General features: G+C 36.5%; 22 protein-coding genes and 1 pseudogene. 15 read left to right on the top strand and 8 right to left on the bottom strand.

The annotated features are described in order from the left end of the window. Window positions 1-34: 34 nt before the first annotated feature. The 3 genes from Q0X66_RS08165 to Q0X66_RS08175 are packed head-to-tail and all read left to right on the top strand — an operon-like array spanning window position 35 to window position 3197. Complete coding sequence (locus Q0X66_RS08165; protein WP_297705126.1) at window positions 35-937, top strand: AraC family transcriptional regulator; 903 nt, start codon at window positions 35-37, stop codon at window positions 935-937. Window positions 938-988: 51 nt separating this feature from the next. Further along, on the top strand, window positions 989-1756 hold the full coding sequence (locus Q0X66_RS08170) for a ThuA domain-containing protein (protein ID WP_366938682.1): 768 nt from the start codon (window positions 989-991) through the stop codon (window positions 1754-1756). Window positions 1757-1796: 40 nt separating this feature from the next. Then, window positions 1797-3197, top strand: coding sequence for a trehalase family glycosidase (locus tag Q0X66_RS08175; protein ID WP_297705128.1), 1401 nt, complete (start codon window positions 1797-1799; stop codon window positions 3195-3197). A 38-nt stretch (window positions 3198-3235) separates the two neighbouring features. Here the strand turns inward: Q0X66_RS08175 and Q0X66_RS08180 are convergent, their stop codons facing one another. Further along, on the bottom strand, window positions 3236-4072 hold the full coding sequence (locus Q0X66_RS08180) for an N-acetylmuramoyl-L-alanine amidase-like domain-containing protein (protein ID WP_297705130.1): 837 nt from the start codon (window positions 4070-4072) through the stop codon (window positions 3236-3238). Between the two features lie 30 nt (window positions 4073-4102). Further along, a complete protein-coding gene (locus Q0X66_RS08185) occupies window positions 4103-7627 on the bottom strand; it encodes a TraB/GumN family protein (RefSeq protein ID WP_297705132.1) in 3525 nt (1174 codons plus the stop codon). 211 nt (window positions 7628-7838) lie between these two features. On the opposite strand from Q0X66_RS08185, the gene hemH reads away from it, so the two are divergent. Both hemH and Q0X66_RS08195 read left to right on the top strand, forming a co-directional pair. Continuing rightward, window positions 7839-8870, top strand: a complete 1032-nt coding sequence (hemH, locus tag Q0X66_RS08190; protein WP_297705134.1) for a ferrochelatase — start codon at window positions 7839-7841, stop codon at window positions 8868-8870. 87 nt (window positions 8871-8957) lie between these two features. Continuing rightward, window positions 8958-10334: an MATE family efflux transporter gene (locus tag Q0X66_RS08195; protein WP_297705136.1), complete on the top strand. Its 1377-nt coding sequence runs from the start codon at window positions 8958-8960 to the stop codon at window positions 10332-10334. Between the two features lie 10 nt (window positions 10335-10344). Here the strand turns inward: Q0X66_RS08195 and Q0X66_RS08200 are convergent, their stop codons facing one another. Beyond that, on the bottom strand, window positions 10345-11232 hold the full coding sequence (locus Q0X66_RS08200; RefSeq protein WP_297705138.1) for a bestrophin family protein: 888 nt from the start codon (window positions 11230-11232) through the stop codon (window positions 10345-10347). Between the two features lie 289 nt (window positions 11233-11521). Here Q0X66_RS08200 and Q0X66_RS08205 point away from each other — a divergent pair. The 6 genes and pseudogenes from Q0X66_RS08205 to Q0X66_RS08230 form a co-directional block, all read left to right on the top strand. Continuing rightward, window positions 11522-12019: pseudogene (locus Q0X66_RS08205) on the top strand (glycosyl hydrolase); the annotation flags it as partial. Window positions 12020-12072: 53 nt separating this feature from the next. Next, window positions 12073-12624 carry a CopD family protein gene (locus tag Q0X66_RS08210; RefSeq protein ID WP_297705140.1) on the top strand — a complete coding sequence of 184 codons (552 nt, stop codon included), beginning with the start codon at window positions 12073-12075 and terminating at the stop codon, window positions 12622-12624. Between the two features lie 117 nt (window positions 12625-12741). Next, on the top strand, window positions 12742-14151 hold the full coding sequence (locus tag Q0X66_RS08215) for a HAMP domain-containing sensor histidine kinase (protein WP_297705142.1): 1410 nt from the start codon (window positions 12742-12744) through the stop codon (window positions 14149-14151). Between the two features lie 20 nt (window positions 14152-14171). Next, window positions 14172-14954, top strand: a complete 783-nt coding sequence (locus tag Q0X66_RS08220) for an enoyl-CoA hydratase-related protein (RefSeq protein WP_297705144.1) — start codon at window positions 14172-14174, stop codon at window positions 14952-14954. A gap of 24 nt (window positions 14955-14978) precedes the next feature. Continuing rightward, window positions 14979-16529, top strand: coding sequence for a hypothetical protein (locus Q0X66_RS08225; protein ID WP_297705148.1), 1551 nt, complete (start codon window positions 14979-14981; stop codon window positions 16527-16529). 47 nt (window positions 16530-16576) lie between these two features. Further along, the gene (locus tag Q0X66_RS08230; RefSeq protein ID WP_297705150.1) at window positions 16577-17653 is read left to right on the top strand and encodes a PA0069 family radical SAM protein; all 1077 of its coding nucleotides are present in this window, start codon (window positions 16577-16579) and stop codon (window positions 17651-17653) included. A 57-nt stretch (window positions 17654-17710) separates the two neighbouring features. Here the strand turns inward: Q0X66_RS08230 and Q0X66_RS08235 are convergent, their stop codons facing one another. The 4 genes from Q0X66_RS08235 to Q0X66_RS08250 form a co-directional block, all read right to left on the bottom strand. Further along, window positions 17711-19120, bottom strand: coding sequence for a Gfo/Idh/MocA family oxidoreductase (locus Q0X66_RS08235; RefSeq protein ID WP_297705152.1), 1410 nt, complete (start codon window positions 19118-19120; stop codon window positions 17711-17713). Window positions 19121-19234: 114 nt separating this feature from the next. Continuing rightward, window positions 19235-19894, bottom strand: a complete 660-nt coding sequence (locus tag Q0X66_RS08240) for an HD domain-containing protein (protein WP_297705154.1) — start codon at window positions 19892-19894, stop codon at window positions 19235-19237. Beyond that, complete coding sequence (locus Q0X66_RS08245) at window positions 19894-20628, bottom strand: 1-acyl-sn-glycerol-3-phosphate acyltransferase (protein WP_297705156.1); 735 nt, start codon at window positions 20626-20628, stop codon at window positions 19894-19896. The genes Q0X66_RS08240 and Q0X66_RS08245 overlap by 1 nt, the downstream gene beginning before the upstream one ends. A 149-nt stretch (window positions 20629-20777) precedes the next feature. Beyond that, window positions 20778-21188, bottom strand: a complete 411-nt coding sequence (locus Q0X66_RS08250) for a BrxA/BrxB family bacilliredoxin (RefSeq protein WP_297705158.1) — start codon at window positions 21186-21188, stop codon at window positions 20778-20780. 130 nt (window positions 21189-21318) lie between these two features. Here Q0X66_RS08250 and Q0X66_RS08255 point away from each other — a divergent pair, with 130 nt between their 5' ends. From Q0X66_RS08255 to Q0X66_RS08270, 4 genes are all read left to right on the top strand, one after another. Then, window positions 21319-22050 carry a TerB family tellurite resistance protein gene (locus Q0X66_RS08255; RefSeq protein WP_297705161.1) on the top strand — a complete coding sequence of 244 codons (732 nt, stop codon included), beginning with the start codon at window positions 21319-21321 and terminating at the stop codon, window positions 22048-22050. A gap of 72 nt (window positions 22051-22122) precedes the next feature. Then, on the top strand, window positions 22123-22707 hold the full coding sequence (locus Q0X66_RS08260) for a HupE/UreJ family protein (RefSeq protein ID WP_297705163.1): 585 nt from the start codon (window positions 22123-22125) through the stop codon (window positions 22705-22707). 184 nt (window positions 22708-22891) lie between these two features. Further along, window positions 22892-23329: a dCMP deaminase family protein gene (locus Q0X66_RS08265; RefSeq protein ID WP_297705165.1), complete on the top strand. Its 438-nt coding sequence runs from the start codon at window positions 22892-22894 to the stop codon at window positions 23327-23329. Window positions 23330-23345: 16 nt separating this feature from the next. Continuing rightward, the gene (locus Q0X66_RS08270; RefSeq protein ID WP_297705167.1) at window positions 23346-24968 is read left to right on the top strand and encodes a S41 family peptidase; all 1623 of its coding nucleotides are present in this window, start codon (window positions 23346-23348) and stop codon (window positions 24966-24968) included. Here Q0X66_RS08270 and Q0X66_RS08275 read toward each other — a convergent pair. Further along, window positions 24965-25168: a hypothetical protein gene (locus tag Q0X66_RS08275; RefSeq protein ID WP_297705169.1), complete on the bottom strand. Its 204-nt coding sequence runs from the start codon at window positions 25166-25168 to the stop codon at window positions 24965-24967. The two genes, Q0X66_RS08270 and Q0X66_RS08275, sit on opposite strands and share 4 nt — an antisense overlap. Window positions 25169-25210 lie beyond the last annotated feature (42 nt).

Consider the following 25210-nt stretch of genomic DNA (forward strand, 5'->3'; position numbering starts at 1 on the left):
CATTCTATCTAGAATGTTTCTAAATAGAATGCCTATGAGTTCACATCAAACAGATTCCAAAAATATCGTTCAAGGTTCTTTTGCAGAAGTCTTGATAGATGATGATTTTTATGTGTTAAAAATACAAAATGAAGGCCCTGAGGTTCAAAAAGTTACCCGGGATATTGATAGTAGCTTTATTCAATTCCACTTTTGTTTAAAAGGGAGTGCAAAATTTATTTTTAATGATGGCCATTATGCCCTGGAGGTATCCGAAGAGAATTCTTTACTGTTGTATAATACGCAATTAGACCTTCCATTAAATTTGGAACTTAATCCTATGTCATGGATGGTATCTGTTATAATGACCATACGAAGGTTTCATTCTCTATTTTCAAAAGAAGCGGACTATATTCCTTTTTTGAGTGATGATAATAAGGAAAAGAAATACTATTCCCAGGAAGGTGTTACTCCTGCAATTGCAATTATTCTTAGCCAAATAATTAATTATAATCTCCATCCTTCCATTAAGGCGCTTTATGTAAAAGCCAAGGTATATGAATTAATCTCATTGTATTTCAACAAAAGTGAAGATGCAGATTTAGAACAGTGTCCCTTTTTAGTGGATGAAGATAATATAAAGCGAATAAGGCAAGCTAAAGAAATCATGATAAGCCGCATGGCAGAACCGCCTACCCTGACACAGTTATCTGAAGAGATTGGCCTTTCACTTAAAAAACTAAAGGAGGGTTTTAAACAAGTATATGGAGAACCAGTATTTAGTTTTTTGTTTGACTATAAAATGGATTTCGCACGTAAAATGTTAGAATCTGGTGAGTATAATGTAAATGAAGTAGGGCATAGGATAGGATATAGTACATCCAGTCATTTTATTGCCTCTTTTAAAAAGAAATTCGGGACTACTCCAAAAAAATATTTAATGTCATTGAATAATTAGTAGTATCCTAAAGAAGATTTCTCGATATTTAATATACTGTAAAATATGCATATGAAAACACTCGGAAAATTTATTACCTCTTTGCTTTTTTGCATCTTAATTACACAATGTTCTCAGCGTCAAAAGCAAAGAGATAATATTGAAGCCGTAAAAGAAGAAATGGCCCAAATCCTGGTTTTTACAAAAACTATGGGTTATAGGCACAAGTCTATTGAAAAAGGGGTCGAAATTCTCAAAAATTTAGGGAAAGAGAACAGTTTTTCAATTACACAAACGGAAGATTCAATGCAATTTAATGACAACAACTTGAAAAAATATGATTTAGTTCTTTTCTTAAGCACAACTTTGGATGTATTGGGGCCTGATCAGGAACAAGCTTTTAAAAACTATATTAATAATGGCGGTAATTTCATGGGAATACATGCGGCCACCGACACTGAATATGACTGGCCATGGTATGGTAAGTTGGTAGGCGCATATTTTGACGGCCATCCAAATGACCCCGATATCAGAGAGGCCAAAATGAATGTTGTGAACAAGGAACATTTGTCAACAGCTCATTTAAAAGATACATGGGTACGCAACGATGAGTGGTATAACTATAAAAATTTAAATCCAGAACTGCAGGTGCTTATTTACCTTGATGAAACTTCATATGAAGGAGGAACAAACGGAGATAACCATCCTATTGCATGGTTTCAGGAATTTGATGGAGGTCGTGTTTTTTATACCGGTGGAGGCCATGCCGAGGAATCTTTTGATGAACTCGATTTTCAGAAACACTTAGTAGGAGGAATAAATTATTGCCTGGGGAGATAATCAACATTCTTTTGAAAAACCCATTTATCATTTTATAGTTATGGATCGAAGAAAGTTTAATAATACCATAGGATTTGCAGCGATAGCTGCAGCAGCGATACCCACTGCTTGTGCAGATAATAAAGTGGGCCACAAGGAAATAACAAAGAAGGCAATGGAGGACTGTTGTTTTGAAGTCAGCGAAGAATTGTCTAAACGCATGTACGACAAGGCTTTGGAAATAACTAAATCTAAAGTTCGCGGAGGTGATTCTGAAATTTTCTTTCAAAAGCCCTTTGTAGATGCAGCTTTTTCTGATAATATTTTTCTCTGGGATACTTGTTTTATAGTGGCTTTTACAAAATACCACCTTGACGAATTACCGGTATATCAGGCACTTGATAATTTTTATGAGCGTATAGAAGAAGATGGGTTTATCTGCAGGGAGTACAGAAAGGATGGCAGGCCACTTTGGTCTAAAGATCACCCGGTTTCAATTAATCCTCCTTTATTGGCTTTTGCAGAAACTGAAATATATAGCGTTAAGAAAGATAAAAACCGTCTAAAGAAAGCCTATCCTGTTTTAAAAAAGAATTTTGAATATCACCTAAATACCTATCAGGGAGAGGACAAACTATTCTGGGGAGACACTTTAGGTATGGGGATGGACAATATTCCCAGATTCCCAAGGGGATGGACTACGGATAAAGGAAATGGGATGACACATCACGAGCTCGGGGAAAAGTTAGGAAAGATGAGCGGTTCAACAGGAGAGGAACGCTTAAATTCATTTATCAGGGAATATGTAAACACTCTGCAAGGCGTGTGGAATGATGAAGGCAGATTGGTTGATTTTACAGCACAGATGGCTATGTATGCCCTGCAGCTTAAGTTTATTGCAAATGAGATTGGAGTAACAGAGGACATTCAATTCTACGAAAATTTTCATGCTGAGGTTAAAGATGCCTTAAATTCTCTTTGTTGGAATAATGAGGATGCGTTTTATTATGATCTGGGATATAACAAACAAATAAAGCGAAAGCATATTGGCATGTATTGGGTATTGTTAGGTGAACTGGTTCCCGAAGAACGTCTGGATCTATTTTTAGCACACTTGACCAATCCTGACGAATTTTACAGAAGAACACCATTACCGGCACTTTCTGCCGATGACCCGGATTATAAAGGTTGGGGCGATTATTGGCTTGGAGGTGTTTGGGCTCCTACTTCCTATATGGTATTAAAGGGATTATCAGCTAACGGGAAACATGAATTGGCCAAAGATCTGGCTGAGAAAACATATGCTGCAGTTGCTGAAGTTTTTGAAGCAACCAGCACTTTTTGGGAGAATTATGCTCCGGATCTAATTTCTTATGGAATGCCTGCTAAAAAAGATTTTTGTGGATGGACGGGTTTGGTACCCATAGCAATCTATAAAGAATACATTAGTAAACAGGCTTAGATACAGAGCTGTAGTTCGGGACTTCAGAACCACATTTTTTATAATGGCCTGGCCACAATTATCCCCGTATTTTTTTTAATCTTTTTCAAATATTCTACTAAAGGTAATTCAGATACTTCAACCTTTCCCGAAGAAGAAGCATGCAGTAAGTGAATACGGCCATCTTTTTCTCTAATGGCAATGCCGGTATGGGTGATATCAAGCCCGGTAATAGAGGTGGTCAGAGCAATAATATCGCCATTCATTATTTGATTTTCATTAGCCTCAATCTGGTCCCGGGGCAAAATGCAAATAGATTGGTGGTTAAGGGAGTTTTCTGAAGCTATAATTTTTTCGAAATTTTCTTCGTCCTGCAAAAAGGGATACAAATCCCTGTGTGTACTCATAAAATTAATGTCTTTCTTTATTTCAACACCCCCTATTTCTGCAGTTACATCTTTCAACAATCTTTTCTTTTCGTTGTTAACTATCCATTCGGAAAAATAATGTAATCGGGAAGCATAACCATCTAATTCACCATCCTTATATCGGATATTTTCAAGAGTACTGGCGAAGGAATCAAAATTCATTTTATCCTCCATTAACAAAGTACTAAAGGCCAAAACGTTCTCAACATAGGTAGTGCAGTCCATGCCCTGCAAATTAATAACCAAAGATTCAGATTCTCCTATTTCCAATGTTTTGGCTACATATGGCGTTCCAAGAAATGTTTCACCAACAGAGATCATGGTATCGCCAAAATCTGATTGTTTTAAATTTTGAATTTCTTTAATCTTGACATCAAATGCTTTTTTGTCTTGATCAGAACAAATAAGCTTTTGGGCACTAATAGTAAAAGATAATAAAAAGAAAAAAAATGAAGAAACTAATTTCATGTCCATTTGCATTTTAAGCAAAAGTACAATTTAGAAGCCAAAACTTCCATAACCACGGTACTGGTTTGGCCTGTAAGCAATAGCCCTTTTTCGATCTTTTAATAAAAAGGTTTCAGTTACAAAGTTGATTGCCTCCTCCTCAGTATCCGTATCTGCCATCCGCAATCCTTCATTAATATAATAAGGAACAGAATTGAAGGGGGTATTATCTGCAAATATCACAATATGGACTTTAAAATTCTTTTGGTAATCCTGGCTATTTTGTGTCTTAAAATAATATGCGGTATAAGGATTACTCTTATAAATGATAGACCTGTCACCGAGGGATATAATCTTATCTTTATTACTGTCAAATCTTCTGTCCTTATAAATAAGGGCTTCTGCTAAGTATTTTTCAGAACTGTATTGATGTGGAAAAATATCAGATTTCCCCTGGCGCATTAATTTAGTATATAACAAAAGCCTGCTATTAATATCATATGCCATAGAATTGATCACTGCCGTTGGTATACTTTTTCCATCCAGAGCAAGCTGTGTTACATAGGTGCTGCGAATTTGTGGATCTTTTACTAAAAGGAGTCGGTTAAAAAATTGACTCATTTCTCTTTCTCCTGCAAAAGGATATAGTAAAACAACATAATCCTCTAAGATGTTATTATTTCTGAGCCTGGTATAGTTTGCCTGCCTTGTTTTTAATTGATTGTTATTTTGTTCACCCAGATGCCTTTTCAAGAGAATTTTAGCATCATTTAAAAGCTGACCCCTATATTTTTTATAGTGTGCGGGTTTTACCAGATCTTTATTTTTTAGTTGTGCCAGAAGTGAAAAAATAGGCGCTTTGTATTCCGTGATAGAACTGTATTTGAGCAACTCAGGATATAGTCTCTTTGCTAATTCCAAACTGTCTTCATATGGTTTAAAAACACTCTTTATCTCTGCCGTATTAGAGACCAAAGGCAAATCTTGTGACATAAGAGCAAGCAATAGACTCGCAGAGGCCTCAGTTTTTTTCCTTGCAATGGACTGCAGAATTTTAATTTGTGCACTAGAATTATTATATGATTTGGCATATAAATCCTTCATGAATGGAATAACCTTATGATGCTGCAACTCTCCTAATTTCTTTATGAGATAAGATTGTATATGTTTTTTATCCTCATCAAAGGAGTATTGTGAGATATAGTAGGTTAATGAATCTATATGGCGTTCATCAAATAAAAGATATCTATAACCTTTTATGACTATACTGTCATTTTCTCTGAGTGCAGCAAAGAAATCTGCTGTTTTATCTTCAAGAATATCTCTTCCAATAGGCTTTCCTTCGGGTTTAAAATTGTCAAAAAAGGCACTTATAAACGGACTGGGTTCTGAAATGGTATCGACTACTGCCTTTAACTGGTAAAGTAATCCACCCCGAATGATATTCTTAATTAGAATACCCCTTGTACTTGCAGTATCGGTGATTACGAATTGCAATTCGTGGTACCCATCACCTGATGTTTTAGTTTTTTCATTTTGAATATTAAACTTTTTATCAGAATATTGTTTTTTCCGTAAAACCCAAATAGAATCGATATTGGAAAAGGTGAGATAGTCATGTGATTTTGTTATCTCTATCTCAATTGCCTCATTATTTTTGTTTTGATAAATTGTCTTTTTCGAATAGGGACTATATGCTTTTGTTTTTTTCTTATTACGGAACTGGTAATTGCTATTTTCAACAAATTTCGGAGGCTCTATAGATGTAACCGTACTAAAATGCATAGCAGTATCCACTACCTTTTTGAATGCTTCGGGATAATACACTTCTCTAATTTTAAAAGAATTAAAGAAATCCTTTGCATTTATGTCACTTGTTGTACGCGCACCTAGCAAATAATAATCACCCCTTTTTATTACTGTTTTCAGGTATAAATTCTGACCCGTTACTGAATCCCATAAAGCTTTGGAAGTAAGAGTTTTATTTTCAAAGGAATTATATTTTGGTTTAAGTTTTAGGTCCTGGTATATTCGTTTTTGAATTTGTTTAAGTTCAAATGTGTCCTCCTCAATAAAATTTAAATCGTTCAGGGTGGTCTTCTTAAGGAAATAATAAGAATTCGTTGCCGGGTCATATCCTTCAATGCTGCGACTACCGCCTCTTGATGCATTTGTAAATTTATGAAGCCCTGGCATGGATACCTCAAAGTCCTTATAAACTGAAGAAATGAACTTATTTCCTTCATTAGGGGCTTTAAACTTGAGGCTATTAAATATTATATCAGAATAATTAATGACGTAATCACCTTCTCCTCCCATTTTAAAAATAAGTATCTCCAGCGGCGTAACGTAAATTTGGTATCGCTGATGATCACCATTCTTTAATTTGTTTCTAATATCCAAGCCCGTATACTTCTTGTTTATAATGGGTGTTTTACTTAATATTGTTCCGGGTATATTTTCAAATAATAATTGTTCAATATCCTCTAAAGTGTAGTCTCCTCCCGCTTTCAAACTGGCATATGTGGGTATCCTGTTTACCATTAAATAACTTCCATTTGCTAAATCCGGTGAAACATAAACTGTAGTAGTTCTTTCGGATATTGGATATAATTTAGAGGGCAGTGAAATGGTAAAGAAATTATCATCTGGCCCAAAAGTGTTATAAGAATGTTCCCGTATTTTCTTAACGAATTTGTCTTTGAGTTTTTGACCTTTATCTGTAGCTTCAGAAACAAGGGGTTGTACAACATATCCTTTTTCTTGTAATAACGCAATTACACCGTGCGCACCTGGTAAATGTGCTGCCCCAATTCCTGCAAAAACTTTAGCTTTTTGCATAGCAGAATCTAAACTTCTCGCCATGTTCTCATTACGGATATAGAGCATATTTTTTAAATAATGATCCGTATACATCGCTTTATCAATAGAATCTAATAAGCTTAAATTACGCTCTCTATATGCATCCTGCATTAAAAACATCAGATCTTGTTGTTGCATCCGTTTTTGAAGCCATTCATCCGGTTTCATTTTCATGGAATTCAGGCCAGCTCTTCCTACCAATGCTGCTGATTCCTCGAGTTTCTCCAGTGCAAGGATAGGTTTGTTAAACCGACTTCCGGCCTGATAGATGAACATATCCAAATAGGTGTCCTCCTCAAAATTTTGTGAGTATTCATTAGTTCTGTAAAGTATACTGTTTACTAATCTTTCTTCAAATGCCAGGTAAGATGCAAGGTCTTTTTTCCGTGGATGTTGCAAAGCAAAAGAATGTGTATAAAATCCTTTAGTGGTGAAACCATATCCCTCTTTCTGAGAACTTGAACCAAAACGCTCTTCGCTTTCCAGCCAGGTTTCAGGATCAGATTCGAGTGCAACTACTTCACTTTTATCCAGGGCTTCATAAAAAACATCGTCCAGGCGGAAAGCAATCTTTTTACTAACGTGCATGGTGCCATATAAATAGGAAGATGTTTCTAAGCCGTTTCCAGAAATTTCCCAGAGCAAGCTTTTTTCCGATTGGGAATAGCCCATCAGTGATAAAACAAGGCAAAGGATTACATAAGTTAAGCGCATTATTTTTGGTTTGTTTGGGACCCCGTGTAATTATAACGAGGTAAAAATAATTTCTGATTCAGGTGCAATTTTGAAAAATTTCCCGCTTGGAATGGTTAGCTCCATAGGGATTACTTATATGGTCATCAGAAAAGTATTCGCCTTAATTTAACGGAGTTTCATTCCAAGTAGTATTTTTGTATTGTTAAAAAAAGTAGCTTAAAAGAGAATTATGAAGGGTGTATTACTAGTGAATTTAGGATCTCCCGATGGTCCTACTGCAAAAGAAGTAAAACCATATCTGGACGAGTTTTTGATGGATGAGCGCGTAATTGATGTGCCAAATTGGTTGAGGAACCTATTGGTTCGCGGGATTATTCTGCAAACACGGCCAAAGAAATCGGCTAAAGCTTATGCCAAGATTTGGTGGGATGAAGGATCTCCTTTAATAGTAATCTCAGAACGCTTTGCAGCCAAAGTCCAGCAAAAAACAGACCTTCCGGTTGCCCTCGGGATGCGTTATGGTTCTATGAGCATTAAAAACGCCTTAAAGGAGTTAAAAGACAAAGGTGTGAGCGAAATTTTACTAGTGCCCCTTTACCCTCACTATGCGATGTCTTCTTATGAGACTGTTGTAGTTAAAACTATGCAGGAACAGCAGGCGAATTATCCCGATATCAGAATTACCACCTTACCTGCCTTTTATAAAAGTCCGGATTACATTAAAGTGCTTGCGGATCGAATTTCGAAGGGATTAAAGAACTTTGATTACGATCATATATTATTTTCTTATCACGGTATTCCTGAACGACACATCAGAAAATCAGATCCAACTAAATTCCATTGCAAAATAGATGGAAATTGTTGCCAAATAAACTCGGTTGCACACAATACGTGCTATAGACATCAGTGTTATGATACTACTGAATTGGTAAAGGCGGAGTTAAATCTATCTGAACACAAGGTGAGTTCTTCTTTCCAGTCACGACTTGCAGGAGACCCTTGGTTAAAACCTTATACAGACTTTGAGTTTGAGCGTTTGGCGAAAGCCGGGATTAAGAAGCTTGCTGTGATTACGCCTGCTTTTGTAAGTGATTGCCTTGAGACTCTTGAAGAAATAGCTATGGAGGGCAAAGAACAATTCATGGAAGCGGGAGGGGAGGATTATATACATATTCCTTGTTTAAATGAGAGTGATTCCTGGGTAGCTTTAATGGCGGAATGGATAAATAATTGGCATAAAAGTGAAACACTTCCGGTATAATGGCCGGCATTCATTTATTGTCATTGGACTTGTAAATGGTGGAATCATCTAACAGTATATGTTTAATTTCATAATCATTGTACAATAATGGCGAAAGCCTCCGCAGATCAATTAGGGGAAGAACCCATTGGAAAACTCCTTATTAGACAAGCAGTACCTGCCTCGATAGGCATTCTTGTGATGTCTCTCAATATATTAGTAGATACTATATTCGTTGGTAATTGGATTGGTTCTATTGCCATAGCGGCCATTAATGTAGTTCTGCCGGTTTCTTTTTTTATTGCAGCATTGGGAATGGCTATTGGGATTGGCGGAAGCAGTATTATTTCTCGTGCTCTTGGCGCGGATCGTAAAGAGAAGGCACTAAAAACCTTCGGGAATCAGATTACGCTAACTTTGTTGGTCACCATTTCTATGGTGCTTTTAGGTCTTTACTATGTAGATAGTTTAATTCCTGCATTCGGGGGTAAGGGGGCCATATTTGATCCGGCAAAGATTTACTATATCATAGTTTTATACGGAGTACCTTTTTTAGCTCTTTGCATGATGGGCAATACAGTTATTCGGGCTGAAGGAAAACCTAAGTTTGCCATGATTGCGATGATTATACCATCAATAGGCAATCTGGTATTAGACTACATATTCATTTATGTATTTGATTGGGGAATGGCAGGAGCAGCCTGGGCAACCACAGCTGGGTACCTTATGTGTTTCACCTATATTTTTTATTTTTTCAGATCAAAAAATTCTGAATTAAAAATTAATTGGTCTCATTTTGGATTAGATAGAGTTATTTTACGAGAAATAGGAAGTCTGGGATTTGTGACCCTCTCACGACAGGCCGTAGTAAGTATCACCTATTTGCTTATGAACAATATATTGTTTGACCTGGGAGGAGAACCTATGGTGGCTGTTTATGCCATTATAGGAAGAATGCTAATGTTTGCCCTCTTCCCTGTATATGGTGTTACCCAAGGATTCCTTCCTATTGCAGGCTATAATTATGGGGCACAAAACTATGATAGGGTAAGGGAGTCCATTAAAACAGCTATAATATATGCAGCATTTATAGCTACCCTGGTCTTTGTGGTACTTATGATTTTTCCTGCGGAGATCACATCTTTATTTTTAAGTGATAAACCAAATATGCCCGCCCTGGAAAGGGCAACAAATGCCTTTGTATTGGAACATACTCCTTCTGCAATGCGATGGGTTTTTGCCGCAACACCTATAATTGCATTACAGCTAATAGGGGCCGCATATTTTCAAGCCGTTGGAAAAGCGGTTCCTGCTTTGCTTCTTACTTTAACCCGGCAAGGCTTCTTTTTTATTCCTTTAATCCTGACTTTACCAAATTATTTAGGTGAATTGGGCGTTTGGATCTCCTTCCCCATAGCAGATGTATTGTCAACCCTGGTTACTGGATTTTATTTAAGAAAAGAGGTCAAAAAGGTACTAGTCTGAGATCTATTATTCACATAATATAAAACCCACTATTTTTGTAAGGTTCGGGTAGTTCTTTTTCCCCAAGAAGTTCCTTAATGTTTATCTCAATGGCACGTGCAATGCTTGTCATAGCCGTATCTGTCGGGCTATTTTCGAAAGGGTCCTGAATAACAAATGCAATTTTTTCGAGCATAAAAAAAGGAATGGAAATTAAAATTAATAAAGGAATCTCCAAAAACCCATAGACATTTTCAAGTGCTAAAGACAACAATATCAAAAAGATATAGATAAAAAAGTGTAAAACATTTCTGTACGTTCTGGGAAACACTGTATTTTTTATTCGTTCAGCCATGCCCATCGAGGCTGTAAAATTCAAAATAGTAGTATCTAACTGTATTTGTTGGTAGTCATTAAGTGAATTCTCTTTATGGAGGACTCTTACATTTTGCCCATGATGGTCGAGTAAAGCCAAAGGGACATGATTTTTGTGCCTAATAGATATTATTTCATCCTCAGAAATAAAGTCTTCTAAATTAACAAGCACATCCTGCTTTCGCAAATGCCGCCCGAGTGCGTAGCACCAAGCAATCTGTCGATACGCCATAGTTTTCACAATACTTTTATCGGATTTTTTACTGAACTGCTTTAGTTGTATCACCAAAGTCCTTGAATCATTGACTATTGCCCCCCAAATTTTTCTGGCTTCCCACCAACGGTCATAGGACTGTGAAAGCTTAAAAGATAACAATAAGGCAATAGCTGTTCCTAAAAATGTTCCTATACTTAATGGTATATCCAGGTTAATTATATAAAGTTTTATAAAATAAATAATTACCGAAAACACACTTACAATGAGCAGATCCCATTTTATTTCTTTGAACCAATATTTTAATGGGATTCTCTTTTCTAATATCATTGATTATTTCTTTATACTTATTCTTCTTTTCTTTCTTAATCTGTGAAATACAGGCATATGGCTTTTAGATTAACGTGCCAAAATGTTGATTTTTTCAATAATTTCTCATTAGCTAAAATTAGGGAATATTTCTACACAAAGCGTTCAAAACACTTTCAATTAGGCACGTTCAATACTTAAAAAGCACATTTAGTCGGTTAGATCAAATACAATCATCTGTTGATATATTACATTCTCTTTTCCCAACTTTTTTCCTACATTTAGCCAGATTAAATCAATTAAAATTAATATGAAGATCATTACGGCAAAGACCGGCCTTATACTTATGGCTGCTTTCTTTTTCATTTCTTTTGCAAAAGCTCAAAAAAAACGTAGTAACACCAATACCCGGAATCAATTTCCGGAAGCATTATATTCAAGCCTTGAATATCGATTGATAGGCCCTTTTCGGGGAGGGAGATCTGCTGCGGTTACAGGAGTGCCGGGAGAGCCAAATCTATTTTATTTTGGTGCCACAGGTGGCGGTGTATGGAAAACAACTGACGGCGGCAGGAGTTGGGAAAATATTTCAGATGGTTTTTTTGGTGGCAGTATAGGCGCAGTGGAAGTGGCAAAAAGTGACCCAAATGTTATTTATGTTGGCGGTGGTGAAAAGACTTTGCTAGGCAATGTTTCTTCCGGTTATGGCGTCTGGAAAACCGAAGATGCCGGCAAAACATGGAAGTCTGTAGGCCTTGAAAAAAGCAGACAAGGTTCAGGTATCCGAATTCATCCAAATAACCCGGATTTTAATAAAAAAATATGGAAGACTGGAATAGGGGCAATTAAATATTACAGATTATGGGAGAATACTATAATTATATAAAGGCACTGCATCTAATATTTGTTGTAACATGGTTTGCCGGTTTATTTTATATACCCAGATTGTTTATTTATCATATTGAAGCAACCGATAAGCCTTCTCCTGATAAAGAAATACTTTCTGATCAACTCAAGCTAATGACAAAACGGTTATGGTACATAATTACATGGCCTTCAGCAATTTTATGTACAATATTTGCCATCTGGTTGTTGTTGTTAATACCAGCCTGGTTAGATCAACCATGGATGCTTATTAAGTTGTTCTTTGTAGTATTACTAATTGCTTATCATTGGAAAACACATTTAATATATCTTCAATTACAGCGCGATGAAATAAAATATACTTCCAATTTTATGCGTATTTGGAATGAAGGTGCCACTGTGATATTGTTTGCGGTTACTTTTTTGGTTATATTAAAGGGTACTTTCAATTGGATTTTTGGGGTTTTGGGGATTATTGTCCTTGGAATTCTTCTGATGCTTGGTATACGGCTGTATAAGAGGATTAGAGATAAGAATCCCGACGCTTAATTCGCTTTAATTTGAGGAATTTGATAGGCGGCTTTGGCTTGATTATTGCTATCTTTAAACTCAAATCAGGAGTCCTTGCTTAGAAAGTTATCCCTTAGATCCCAAATTTTTGTCGCTATGATTTTACTGGTGGTTATAGCATCGGTATTAATAGCAGGGGTTACTATATACCAATATAGGGAGCAATCTAAAGATTATCACCAGGTCCGTTTGGAACGGAAGGAGGGTCAGATAAAACAGAGCATAGCTTATACTTTAGAGGAAACCACTTATCCGGTTACTACAGAAAATCTCGCGCTGATATTTAAAGATGAAATTTATCGGATTGCTGATGTCCAAAATGTTAATTTCAATATTTATGACCTTGACGGGAATTTAATCAAGAGTTCAATACCAAGATTCAGAAATGATTCCATATCTCTTCACCTGGGAGCGGAAATAATTAATATGTTATCAAATACAGCAGACAAGCGTTATGTTCTCGACGATACTGCTGCGGGGGATAAATATCAGGCTTCATATACCTACATAAACGATGATAAATTTAAACCAATTGGTATATTAAACCTCCCATATTTTCAGGATAACTCCTTTAACGACATGGAACTCAAGGAATTTCTGATGCGTCTGAGTGTTGTATATCTGTTTATGTTACTTATTGCCATTATTCTGGCTTATTTTATTTCAAAATACATAACCCGTTCTTTACAAACCATTTCTGAGAAGATTACGCAGACCGACCTAACGAAAAGAAATGAAAAAATCCTTATTGAAAATCCGGGACACGAAATAGGAAAACTCATTAATTCATACAATGATATGATTGATGAATTAGAAATAAGCGCAGCAAAATTAGCGCGGAATGAAAGGGAACAGGCTTGGCGCGAGATGGCCAAGCAAGTAGCTCATGAAATAAAAAACCCCCTAACTCCTATGCGCTTAAGTGTTCAAAGTTTTGAAAGAAAATTTAATCCGGAGGATCCAGAAGTACAAACCAAAGTAACCGAATATTCCAGGACTTTGATACAACAAATAGATACAATGAGCAGCATTGCTTCTGCTTTTTCCAACTTTGCCGAAATGCCCGCTCAGCAGAATGAAAATTTAAATGTGGTAAAAATAGTCAAACTGGCGTTGGACATTTTTAATGAGAAATACATACATTTTATTGCAGATGAAGAGGAAATTATTGCCAAGTTAGACCGTACCCAATTGATACGTGTAATTACCAATTTGGTGAAGAATGCAATACAAGCAGTTCCGGAAGTAGAATCACCAAGAATATTAGTTTCGGTGGTTTCACAGGGTGATAAAGTAAAAATATCAGTGGCGGACAATGGTATTGGAATTCAGGGTGGCTTTAAGGATAAAGTGTTTGAACCCAAGTTTACAACTAAAACCAGCGGGATGGGATTAGGCCTTGGCATGGTGAAAAATATTGTTGAAACCTATAGCGGGACTATTAATTTTACATCACAGCCTGGAAAAGGTACAGTATTCACCGTTATGTTTCCAAAAGACGCATAAAATTAACAAAATAACTACAAATGAACTTTGAAAATATCCTGATAGAGCTTAATAGTAGCCTCGCAACAGTTATTATTAACAGGCCAAAAAAACTGAATGCGTTAAACAGAGCAACGATCAAGGACTTAAGTAAGGCATTTAAGACTCTGGATAAGGATAAAACGATACGAGCCATTATACTCACCGGGAGTGGCGAAAAAGCGTTTGTCGCCGGAGCGGATATTTCAGAGTTTGCAAACTATTCCGTAAAGGAAGGCAAAGAACTTGCAGCAAAAGGGCAGCAGGCTCTTTTTAACCTTATAGATAACTTATCTACTCCTGTCATTGCAGCTATAAACGGTTTTGCGCTTGGCGGCGGACTGGAATTAGCCATGGCCTGTCATTTCAGAATTGCCAGTAATAACGCCAAAATGGGCCTGCCTGAAGTTTCTCTTGGGGTGATTCCAGGTTATGGTGGAACGCAACGCTTACCCCAATTAATTGGAAAAGGCAGGGCGATGGAACTTATAATGTCAGCGGGAATGATTGAAGCAGAAAAAGCTTTATCCTACGGTCTGGTAAATTATGTGGTTCCTCAAGAAGAACTTCTACCACTATGTCTTAAAATAGCAGGCAGAATAACGAATAACTCTCCTGTTGCCATTTCTTATGCAATAAAAGCGGTAAATGCGGGTTTTATGAGTAATGCGAAAGGGTTTGAAACCGAGATAAATGCATTTGGAAGCTGTTTTGGAACAGCCGATTTTAGAGAAGGCACTACTGCCTTTTTAGAAAAAAGAAAAGCAGAATTTCCCGGAACCTGATGAGCTTAAAATTCATTATCTATCATGAAAATTCGTTTTATCATATTTTTTGCAGTTTTTACTGCAAGCTTTATCTACGCCCAAAACATGCCTATTTCTTATGATTTTGGAGAAAAGTATGACGACAGATATAAGTATTCCAATTTAGTCTCCATTTCTGAAGATGGAACAGGCGGAACAGTTTTGGTAAGATCTTACTTTACAGGAATGATCCTGAAGCCTAAGGGTTATTTTATAGAGCATTATAATAAAGATCTTGAACTGGTCTCAGAATATAATTATAAATTAAAAGGACCTGATCTTATAGAGGGTTACTTAAAAAACGGGCAATTATATTTACTGTTCTTGGATTATAACTTTGAAACTATGTCATATGATTATATAGTTCACCGAAGTCCAATATCAGATTTTAATTTTACCCAGGAGAAGTTACTCTCAATTCGGTCAGATCAGGTAAAACAACCATACGACCGCAACTATTACAACAGAAATTTTTCGTCTGGTTTTACCACAACGGCCTTATTTAACGATGATAAAAGCGCATTTATAATTAGCACACATTTTAAGAAGGGAAAGATTAATAAACACAATATTTATTTATTTAATGCTTCGCTTAAAAAGATATTCGAACAGGATTTTTCTAAAGAAATAGAAGATAAGAACTATGCTTTTGAAAATATAGTGGTCTCCCCAAACATGGAACGTGCTTATATAATTGGTAAGGCTTATTTTAAAAAGAAAAGATTTTCCGCTTTGGAACGTAAATTTCAGTATGAACTTATTATGCTGACTAAACAAGGCGCCACTACACAAAACTTTGACGGTCCCGGAAAATACTCTGAATCTCTAAAACCAATTCTTCGTGACGGGAATCTTATTTGTGTTGGGTTTTATGCTGATCGAAAGGATAACAGGTATAATGGGTTGGGCTATTTTAAATTAGACCCAATAACACTTGAAGTCCAAATAAGGAAATACAATCCTTTTTCAAATCAGTTTATGTCAGACAAGTTTGGAAAAGAGGACGCAGAGCACGTAAAGAACCTGGTATTTAAAAGTGTAAGCTTTACACAGGATGACGAAATACTCTTTAATGCAGAGGAGTATTTTGTTACATCCAGTGTACAGGCAAATTCAAGTGGAGGCAGACTAAGGGTGGAACGTTTTCATTATAATGATATAGTGAGTGCAAAGCTCAATCTAAAAGGAGAAATGCTTTGGGCAAGAAATATTAATAAAGCTGAAGTAACACAGGGTGATGGCGCCTATGCATCCTATTGTTCCTATACCAAAAATGATAACACCTACTTTTTTATAAGTAGCTCGGCTGAAAATCCTCAATTACTCAATAATGAACGTATAATTTTTAAACAGGGCTTGAGCAGGAATAGAAATGTCTTTGTAATCCAATTAGACAAACATGGTAAAATGAGTTATGAAAAAATTATTGATGATAAAGAAGCTCGCTTGCCGCTTATGGTTTCAAAACCTCTAATGGACTTCAATGATAACGCGGTTTTGTTTTATGCTAAAAGAGGAACCAAAAAACAATTAGTGCATGTCTCTATCAATTAAATTGTGTCAATAGGAATAATTCCATAAATTTGGAATAAATCCATATATTGAAACAAAAAGATTTTATTAAGGGAAGAGGCGCACAGCAAAATACTCCAAACAAATTTCTTAAACATATACACGAAATTCAGCAAGATTTTCTTGAATTTTGCAGAAAGGAAGGCGAGGAGGCCACACAAAGGAAAACACAATACTTGCCTGTTTTCCCTAAAACAATTGTAAATAAAGTTACCAGCCCGGACGTTGGGATGGAATACTCAATGAATCCTTATCAGGGCTGTGAACATGGCTGTATTTACTGCTATGCAAGAAATACGCATGAATATTGGGGCTTAAGTGCCGGTTTAGATTTTGAACAAAAGATTTTGGTAAAGAAAGATGCTGCAAAGCTTCTTGAGGCTAAATTAAAAAGTGCTGGATGGAAGGCTTCCACCATTGTGCTTTCTGGAAATACAGATTGTTACCAACCTGCAGAACAGGAATTTAAAATTACAAGAGCTTGCCTCGAAGTATTTTTAAGGTACCGCCATCCCGTAGGAATTATCACTAAGAATTCTTTGATGTTAAGGGATATAGATTTGTTAAAGGAATTGAACTATCACGGGCTGGTTGGAGTAAACATCTCCATTACATCGCTCTCGGAAAACACTCGAAGAATTCTAGAACCCAGGACAACAACTATTAAAAAACGTCTTGAAACAATTGCCATTTTAGCTGAGAACAAAATCCCTGTTAACGCCATGCTAGCGCCAATTATTCCGGGAATAAACAGTCATGAAATTATAAATTTGGCAAAGGTGGCTGCTGACCATGGAGCCTCATCTTTTGCCTATACTATAGTCAGATTGAATGGCGCTATTGGTCTTATTTTTACAGATTGGATAAGGAAAGTCATGCCTGACAGGGCAGAAAAGGTATTGAGCCTTATAGCATCATGCCATGGGGGTAAATTAAATGACAGCAGATTTGGTTTACGAAGCAAGGGAGAAGGCAATATTGCGCACCAAATACAGGAAATGGCCAAATTGGCTAAATTGAGATATTATAAGGGAAGATCATTTCCCAAATTAAACAGGGAATTACACGAAGAATATAAAAAAGGCCAATGGAAGTTGTTCAACTAGGCCTCCTTTTTTTGTTGCTATCTATGACTTATAGGTTATCAAATAGAACATTTCCTCCTAACTAAGTTCCCATCCCTTACGATAAGAGCCTTTTACCCATTCATTGGCTTTCTCGTAATTAGTAACCCTCATATTCTCCCCATCCCATAGTATTTTGCGTCTACCCGGATATGTAAATTCCCGGCCAGTTTCATTTGGTTCTTTATACTGAAAAGACTTTATGGCAAGGTTCCCCATTAAAACAGCCTCTGTCAAAGGTCCTGAACGCTTAAAATCTGAGGAAGTCTCCGAGCCGTCAAAACAAGCTTCCACCCAATTACTTTGATGCCCACCGGTATCACCTGTTATTCTTTTTAAATAAGGTTCAGGCGCATTTATCTGTTGCATCCGCTCAGAAGGTAACAACCGGGCATTTCTGGAATAAGTATCACAAACTAAAATTCCCCTGGAGCCGTAAAAGACCGTTCCTCCGTCCGTATCTCCAATTTTTTCATCATCTTTAAGTTCATCTGGTAAATCTGGCATCATTCCGCCATCATACCAGTTTAGTGCAATATCTCCATGCTCAGCGGTATTGAATTTAAGTCTAACCAAAGAAGAAGCAGGACAGGACTCACTATAGTCAGCTTCAATAAAGTCAGCTGCCCAATTCGTAGTGCAACTAGCTTCAGCCTCTGTGGGATAGCCAAGGTCTAGCACTCCAAAAGGAGTTTCCATGATATGACAACCCATATCACCTAGCGCCCCGGTTCCAAAATCCCACCAGCCTCGCCATTTAAAAGGAAGATAGGATTCATTATAGTCACGCATTGCTGCAGGACCTAACCATAAATCCCAATCGAGTCCTTGCGGAATAGGATCTACCTGGGTAGGTACCGGAATTCCCTGGGGCCATATCGGCCTGTTCGTCCAGCAATCAACTCTTTCCACCTTTCCAATTACCCCTGATTTTATCCATTCCTTGGCTTCACGGCTTCCATCACTGGAAGCACCCTGATTTCCCATTTGGGTGACAATACCATTTTCCCGTGCAACTTGTGTCATTAATCTTGCCTCCTCAATATTGTGGGTTAGCGGTTTTTCTACGTAGGCATGTTTTTTCTCGCGCATAAAAGGCAAAGCAATAGAGGCGTGTGTATGATCTGGGGTAGCCACCATAATGGCATCTATTTCATTCAAATGGTTGTCAAATACCTTTCTAAAGTCCTTGTAGCGTTTTGCTTCTGGGTATTTTATATAACTCTCTGCTGCTCTGCGGTCATCTACATCACATAGAGTAACATACTTCACCTTATTTGTATTATCAAGACCGTTCATAACCCCTGCACCACGACCACCCACACCAAAAGCCGAGACATATAATGTATCACTGGGAGGCACATGACCTTTCCCGAGAACAAAGCTGGGGACAATTGAAAAAGCAGTAGAAGATGCAGCTACTTTCTTGACAAATATTCTTCTTTTCATAGTGGAGTAGATTTCAAAATAAGGATTTAATATACAAAAAAATAGGACTTACTCTGGTATAGTTGAGTTGGATGGTTAATTTCTATAAAATAATGTACTTAAATGAAAAATATGCTATTTTAAACCTTCCCATTCCTGATAGAATTGGTCAAGGTAACTGAGCATAAAGTCGTGCCTTTTTTCTGCGAGCTTTTTGCCGGCGGGCGTATTCATCTTTTCTTTTAAGAGTAGCAATTTTTCATAAAAGTGATTGATTGTAGGTGCACTTGACTTCTTATATTCATCCTTGCTCATCGCGATATTTACGGTAATTTTAGGATTATATAGTTCCCTGTTTTTAAAACCACCATAGTTAAATGCCCGGGCAATTCCTATAGCCCCAATCGCATCTAATCTGTCCGCATCCTGTACTATCTGTAATTCAATAGAATTAAAGGGTTTACTCGTGTTGGACAGACTATTTTTAAATGATACATTCTCTATAATATTTATGACGTGCACTCGGCTTAATTCATCTACATTGTGTTCTTTCAGGAATTCAGAAGCTATTTTAGGCCCCAGAGTTTCGTCCCCTTCATGAAACTTAGAATCTGCAATATCATGTAAAAGTGCCGCCAGTTGAACTATAAATAAATTGGCATTTTCTTTTTTAGCTATATGAATAGAATTTGCCAATACCCTTTTTGTATGATACCAATCATGGCCTCCTTCAGCTCCTTTAAACCTTTGTTTGACAAAGTCTTTTGTCTTTTTTAAAATCGCTTTCCTGTTCATTAAAAAGAAGTTACGCCACTAGTTATATCTTGTTCTACCTTTTCAATCAATTCATCTGGATTTCCACTATTATTGAGCGGCTGATGTACCTTGAAGATTAAATGTGATCCTATCCCGTATGGAAATTTGCCGTAACGAAGCATTTTCCATGAATTATTGATACTTATGGGAACTATTAATGCGGAGGGTGCTTGTTTCATAAGAACTTTTAAGCCCGTTGTTTGGAATTTTTTTGGATGTCCGGTCCGGCTTCTTGTACCTTCAGGAAAAATGACCGCGCTTCTGTTATATTTTTCTATATAACGGCCAAGTTTAGATATTTCAGTAAGGGCTTGTTTGGCATCCTTTCTATCAATAAGTGCAGATCCACCATGCCTTAGATTGTATGAAACGCTGGGAATGCCTTTTCCCAGTTCTATTTTGCTCACAAATTTAGGGTGATGTACGCGCATATACCATATTATAGGCGGAATATCATTCATACTTTGGTGGTTCGTAACAATAATAAGGGGCCTGTCTTTAGGAATTTTGTAGGGATTGGTAAAAGTATACCTGGTACCCAGAACATGGGTGCATCTTAATAATAATAAATTGAGAATACTTACACTTTTTTTGTGGGCATTATATCCAAATAGATTAAAGCAAATCCATTGAATTGGATGAAAAACAAGAAGAACTATCCCAAAAAAGATAAAATATAATACCGTAAGCGGATAAGCCAATATTTTTTGCATGACACAAAAATAAAAAACCGCTCCTATAGAAGCGGTTTTTTACAAATATTTATACGAACTAAAAAGTTTTTAGGCCAAATCAGGTTTTATGAATACAAATGAAATCCTTAATAAAATCGAGGGAAATTGTGATAAATGACCCGGTTATTTTAGCAGAATTCCTCGTATGCTTCCATTAAATTCTCAGAAATTAATTCTGCAGGCCTTCCTTCAATATGGTGTCTTTCAATCATATGTACTAATTCACCATTTTTAAATAAAGCCATACTTGGTGATGATGGAGGAAATGGAATCATAAGATTTCTTGCTGCATCTACTGCCTCGGTATCTACCCCTGCAAAAACAGTGACAAGATGATCTGGCTTTTTTTCATTTTGCAGGCTTAATTTTGCAGCCGGCCTGGCATTCGCAGCAGCACAACCACATACAGAATTCACCACTACAAGGGTAGTACCTTCTTGTTTTATGGCATTTTCAACTGCCTCTGATGTATATAATTCTTCAAACCCGACTGACGACAGGTCTGCTCTCATTGGTTTTACTAATTCTTCTGGATACATAAGCATTTTTTTTAATTGAATTATTAGCAAAGATAGTGAAATAGTAATATCCCTAATAAAAAGCTTAACCATTCTTTAAGTAAGTGATTCAGTCATATTATTCTATATTTGCGCAAATTTTACTACTGTTATGATTAGGTGGTTCGCTGCTATTGTGGGATATTTTCTTTTTCGTTTACCCGGAGCTATTTTGGGCTTTTTAATTGGGAGTTTTCTAGATAATCTAAATAGAGGTTCAGGTGCAAGCACCGTCTTCAGTGATTTCACAAGACAAAAGGTATCGCCTGCAGACTTTGAACTAAATCTTCTTTCATTGTGTTCTATTGTAATTAAGGCAGACGGACAAGTGAGTCAGCGTGAATTAGACTATGTAAGGCAATATTTTCTCAGCACATATGGAAAGGAAAAAGCCAATGCAATTTTTAGGACATTTAATGAGGTTATTAAAAACAGAGAGATATCGCCTCAGCGAATCTGTACATATCTGAATCAAAGAACACGCTATGAGGTACGATTACAATTGTTGCATTTTCTTTTTGGGATAGCCCAGGCCGATGGGGCCGTAAGTAATCCCGAGATTGAAAAAATAAAGGAAATAGCCGGTTACCTGAGGGTTGGAAGGCAAGATTTTGAAAGCATAAAGGCTATGTTTATCAAATCTGCGGACAATGCTTATAAAATATTAGAAATAGAAAAAGCGGTTTCAGATGATGAAGTTAAAAAGGCATATCGCAAAATGGCGAAAAAGTATCACCCGGATAAGGTGATCACAGACAATGAGGCCATTAAAAAAGGGGCAGAGGAAAAGTTCAAGGAAGTTCAGAGAGCCTATGAGCAGATACAAAAGGAAAGAGGGATATAATGCGTATACAGAATTATTTGTATAAGACTATCTTTTAATTTTTAAACCCAATTATTTTTAAAAGAATTTTGCATGTACGATTTTTGGTTCTATTGCAAACTTGGAATTAACCATGTTTTGGATTGGGGGGCTTATGACCATGTATTATTCCTATCTGCCCTGGCGGCTCCTTTTACTTTTAAGCATTGGAAGAAAGTAGTTGTATTAGCCACATTATTTACCATTGCTCATTGTCTTTCCTTACTATTATCTGTCTATGACATTGTTAATGTTGATGTAGAATTAGTTGAATTCCTGATTCCATTAACCATATTGTTGACTGCCATATTTAATATAGTGCAGGTTTTTATCGTCCGGGGTAAAAACAAGACATACCTACTTGAATTTGCCACAACTTTTTTTGGTATAATACATGGCTTTGGATTTTCTAATTACTTCAATATGTTGATGAGCGAAGAAGAGGAAAAAATTGGGCCTTTGTTGGGTTTTGCCAGTGGAATAGAAATTTCCCAGATCATAATTATATTTTCAATACTAACGCTGGCCTTTGTTATGCAAAATAGGTTCGGTTTGAAGCGGTCAGTGTTCACAGTATTTATTTCTTCAGTAATTGTTTTACTTACCATTCCTATGCTAATAAACAGCTGGCCGTGGTAGCATTTATTTAATTTATGTTTGTCCTTTTAACTTTAGAAAGTTTGAATGGTATATTTTCCCAGGGTTTATATACCAGACAACGGTTTTAATTAAAAATTAACCGTTTAAGGTTGTGGAACTTTCCCAAAGCAGGTATCTTAGTGCTTTACCAGAATTAACATGGGGCATACAAAGATTCTGTTTGGTGAAACAAAGTAAACAGGAAAAATACGACAAAGCTTATTTGAGAATGGCCCATGAATGGGGTAAATTATCCTATTGTAAGCGTAAACAGGTTGGAGCTATTGTGGTTAAGAAGAGGATGATTATCTCAGATGGGTATAATGGTACACCTACAGGATTTGAAAATTTTTGCGAGGATGATGAAGGATATACCAAATGGTATGTTTTACATGCCGAAGCAAATGCCCTTTCCAAGGTAGCCGCTTCAACTCAGTCTTGTGAAGGTGCCACGTTGTATATAACACTATCACCCTGTCGTGAATGCAGTAAGCTTATTCACCAATCTGGCATAAAACGTGTGGTATATCAAATTGAGTATAAAGATAATTCAGGATTAGAATTTCTAAAAAGAGCAGGGGTAGAATTGCAACACCTCCCTGCTATTGATAGCGCTGTTTAAATTATAATTAGACTAAATGAAGAAGCATTATTACATATGGCCAACAATCGTAGCCCTGGCTTTGTCGCTTGGAATATTTGTGGGTGGGAAACTTCATTTTAACGATACACCGGAGAAATTATTTACAACTAATTCTAAAAAAGATAAGCTTAACAGACTTATAGATTATATTGATTATGAGTATGTCGATGATATTAATACAGATAGTATAGTAGATATTACTGTAAATAATATTCTGGATAAATTGGATCCCCATTCGGTTTATATTCCCAAAAGTGAAATGACCCGGGTTGCGGAAAATATGAAAGGGGATTTTGTAGGCATAGGGATAAATTTTTATATGTATAGGGATACGATCACGGTAATTCGAACTGTAGAAAAGGGTCCAAGTTTTCTTAAAGGGATTAAGGCAGGAGACCGAATACTTATGGCAGGCAGTGATACTCTTTATGGCAGGAGATTACCAAGTGATGTTATTGTAGATAGATTGAAAGGACAAAATGGTTCGTCAGTTCAACTTCAGGTTTATCGTAAAACTGAGAATAAACTGTTTAAGGTAAATCTTAAGCGAGACCGTATACCAATAAAAAGCGTTCAGGCATATTATATGCTTACCCCTCAAATGGGATATATTAAAATAAATAGATTTGCCGAATCTACCTATAAAGAATTTAATATGGCAATGCGAATATTGCAGCGGCAAGGGGCAAAAAAGCTAACTCTCGATCTAAGGGATAATCCTGGTGGTTATCTGGGAATTGCAGAGCAGTTAGCTGATGAATTTTTAAAGGATGGTAAGTTAATCTTATATACAAAAAATAAAAAAGGGAGAATAGAAAAAACTTTTGCAACCAAAAAGGGGAATTTTGAAGATAAACCAGTCTATGTTTTAATAAATGAACGCTCTGCCTCTGCTAGTGAAATAATTGCGGGAGCCCTACAAGACAACGATATAGGAACAATAATTGGCCGCAGGTCTTTTGGTAAAGGACTGGTTCAACGTGAAATGGAACTGGGCGACGGCTCATCTGTGCGCCTGACGGTATCGCGATATTACACACCTACAGGTCGTTCTATTCAAAAGACCTATAAAAATGGAAATAAAGACTATTATCAAAAATTTACTGATCGCTATCATAATGGCGAGCTGATTTCTGTTGATAGTATCAAAGTAGCAGATTCTTTAAAGTTCACCACGCCTAAGGGCAAAGTGGTTTACGGAGGGGGAGGCATAATTCCTGATGTTTTCGTGCCAATTGGCACTAATGAAGAGGAAGCTGTTGAAAGCCTTGAGAGTCTTGGATTTATGTCCAGGTTTATATTTGAGCATTTAGAGGAAGACAGAAATAGATATTCCAATTACACTGCACCTGAGTTTGTGCGAGATTTTAGTGTAGATGACATAGTTTTTGAAAAGTTCGTAGACTACTCAATAGATAGAAACATTAAAATTAATTTCTATGATTTTGAGGATAAGATAAAACTCTACTTGAAAGGTGCTTTGGCTGAGCAGTTATTTACCTCAAACCTCAACGCAAAGATAAAGTCAACTTCAGACAATATGCTACAAAAAGTTTTGGAATTGGATCGACCTACAATCCAGCCAAAAGGTAAAGAGTCGATTGAATTCAGCAACTAATTATCCTCTATTTTTTTCTGAATTTTTTTGGAAGTTAGATATATTATCAGCAGTAAAATAGCGCATAGAGAAGCCACAATCCCAATTAAAGCCACAATACTATTTTCTTTCAAAGGCTCATCAAAATCAATATGTGTAAAATTGTAAATAATAAGGACAATCGCCAGGATTATTAGCACAATGGTGAATGTTTTATTCATTTGAGTTGTTTCTAGTTTTTTACGCTTTTTCCTCTCAATAAT

Origin of the sequence: uncultured Eudoraea sp., from assembly GCF_947260015.1 — a bacterium.
Taxonomy (GTDB): Bacteria; Bacteroidota; Bacteroidia; order Flavobacteriales; family Flavobacteriaceae; genus Eudoraea.